1 protein-coding gene is annotated in these 2,563 nt (G+C 32.6%); it reads right to left on the bottom strand.

The genetic code is table 11. The annotated features are described in order from the left end of the window. Window positions 1-309 precede the first annotated feature (309 nt). Complete coding sequence (locus tag AFK68_RS02260; protein WP_094671295.1) at window positions 310-2,523, bottom strand: FkbM family methyltransferase; 2,214 nt, start codon at window positions 2,521-2,523, stop codon at window positions 310-312. Window positions 2,524-2,563: the final 40 nt, after the last annotated feature.

The raw sequence follows: 2,563 nt of genomic DNA, 5'->3' as shown, positions 1-2,563 counted from the left end.
AAGGAAGAAGGAAGAAGGAAAGTAAATGAGTCTATAAGATTGATATAGTTCAGTTAAGGATTTTTTTGGCAGTTCTATAATTTTAAGAGCTACTTTAAAAGTTTCATGCTATAGAAGTTTTTATCTTATCTGAATCGTATTGAATTATAGGGAATAATTTCATTAATAGATAATAAATAATTACTTCTGGTTAAAACCGAGAGGATAGAACAAAGTGCAGAAGTCTTATTTCTTTTTTCTCTTTCACAGGAGAGGCTTTCAACCCCTGGGGATTAATTATCCATTATCAATTATCCATTATATATTGTATCAATCTGGGATTGTTTCTGCGAGAATTTTTGCTAGATTTTTGAGATGAGCTGCATAGTTTGTTGTATTTTGATTGGGTAATATTTTTTCCTGGTTTTCTAGTTTGAATTTAGTTTTTTCTAGTTCTGTTTTAGTTTGTTGAAGTTGGGATTGATAGGTATTAAGTTGTTCCTGATTTTTGGATAACTTAGATTGAGATTGTTCTAATTCTACCTGTACTTCATCTAGTTGGAATTGAGTAATTTCTAATTCTTCTCGCGTCTCATGTAGTTCTGATTGAGATTTATTTAATTCTGTTTGCATATTTTGTAGTTTTGATTCGGCATTTTTAGCTTTTTCTTGATTTTGCTGAAGTTGAGATTGAACAGATGTTAATTGTTGGGAAAGTTCATCTCGCTCAGATTTGATTTTTTCTAGCTCGGAGCGAGTTTTTTGTAATTCTGATTCAGCATTTATAGTTTTTTCTTGATTCTGCTGAAGTTGAGATTGAACAGATGTTAATTGTTGGGAAATTTCATCTCGCTGAGATTGAGTAATTTCTAATTCTTCGCGAGTTTGCTGTAGTTGTGATTCGGCATTTTTAGCTTTTTCTTGGTTTTGCTGAAGTTGAGAGTGGAATTGTTCTAATTCTCCTAAGATTTGGTCTCGTTGAGATTGGATATTTTCTAATTCTGTTTGAGTTTGCTGAAGTTGAGACTTAGTAGATGTTAATTTTTGAGAAAGTTCGTCTTTCTGAGATTGAGTAATTTCTAATTCTGCGCAAGTTTGCTGAAATTGTGCCTCAGATGAAATACTTTTTCCTACTTCATCAATATCTATATCCCGAAAAACTGGCTGACTATTCCAAGGTTCAAAAGGTATAAGTTTTGCCGTGGAAAAGTGGGGGCGAAAGAAGTATTTTCCTGTTTCATTTAAGAGACAAGCAGTAAAAGCAAAGGGAGTATTAGAAATAGCAACAAAATTACACTTACTCAATAAGAAAAAATTCAGATATTCTAGATTAACCTCTACTTCCAAATCTCGAACCGTTATAGGATTATATTCAGCAAAATAAACTAGGGGTATTTCCTCTAAATTATCGCTAGCGATAAATAGAACTGGTTCGTCTAAAGTTTCCCATAAACCATCTAACCAAATTTTATACCATTCACTAGGAGCCACAACAGAATTATCATTTTCATCTAAGTGTGATTGTAAATGTAAACCGATGATAGTTTTGCCACGAGAGTGCAACTTTTCCCAAGCAAATTTTACCAGAGCTTCTATTTCTGCTACAGGTTGAAATAAAGAACGAAAATATTCTTTGTGGGTAGCATAATACCTAGTATGATATAAAAATTCTCCTTGAATATCGACATTTTTCCAAACTTCTCCATTACCAGGGAAAATTTCATTATTATTCTCAACAACTACAGGCAAATCTTCAGAAATTTCTCTATCTTTATGCCAAAATAATTCTTGACCTACCCATGCAGGTGTCTCTACAGATAATCCATTTTCTTGAGCATATATTTTTAAGAAAGCATACTGAAAAATTTGATTCCCCAAGTTACCATTTTTGCCAAGAGTAGACATAGTAACTACTTGTTTTCTCACATAAAAAGCATCTCCCCAAGATGGGTGAAAAGGTTTTGCTTCTGCTACTCTACCAAAACCAGTCTGTGCTAAAAATTCATCAATTTTTTCTGCTAAAGCACAACCTTCATAGAGTTCCTCATAATTAACTTTGGTGTAAACTGCATCTATATATTTAAGTAGATTAGTTGCTCCCTCTAATGCTAAAAGTTCCGCCCCTTGAATATCTAAGTTAAGGATATTAAAATCTGTTGGAGATAGGTCTAATTCTTCTAACAAAGTATCCAGAGTTTTTGACTCAACTGTGAGTTGATGGGTTTCTTTAATATTGGGGTAAATATCTCGATAATGTTTCAAGGGAAAAATAGAACTACTTTGCTCCATTGAGTTAACATATAATTTGACTTTGCCATTTTGATTAGTAATAGCATAGTTAACAGCTTGTACATTGACAGATGCTGTGGCAATATTTGCTTTTAACCTTTCAAATACTGTTGGGTTAGCTTCAATGAACAGAACTTTTGATATGTCTAGAGTTTGATAAAGTTTGATATCTTTACCATCATAAGCACCAACATGAATAATACCTCTGGGGGTGACTGACTTTTGTAAACAAAGGTTCTTTAAATCTAATTTCATTCTGATTAATACTTAAAGAGTTGACAGTTCAGGAAAAAAT

This window comes from Hydrocoleum sp. CS-953, assembly GCF_002260545.1.
Taxonomy (GTDB): Bacteria; Cyanobacteriota; Cyanobacteriia; order Cyanobacteriales; family Microcoleaceae; genus Trichodesmium.
Note: the sequence above shows the minus strand (reverse complement) of the source record. Positions and strands in the feature narration are given on the sequence as shown.

What these genes read in the sequence shown, in the direction of transcription:
- AFK68_RS02260 (WP_094671295.1), bottom strand. Translation starts at nt 2,523, where the DNA reads ATGAAATTAGATTTAAAGAACCTTTGTTTACAAAAGTCAGTCACCCCC.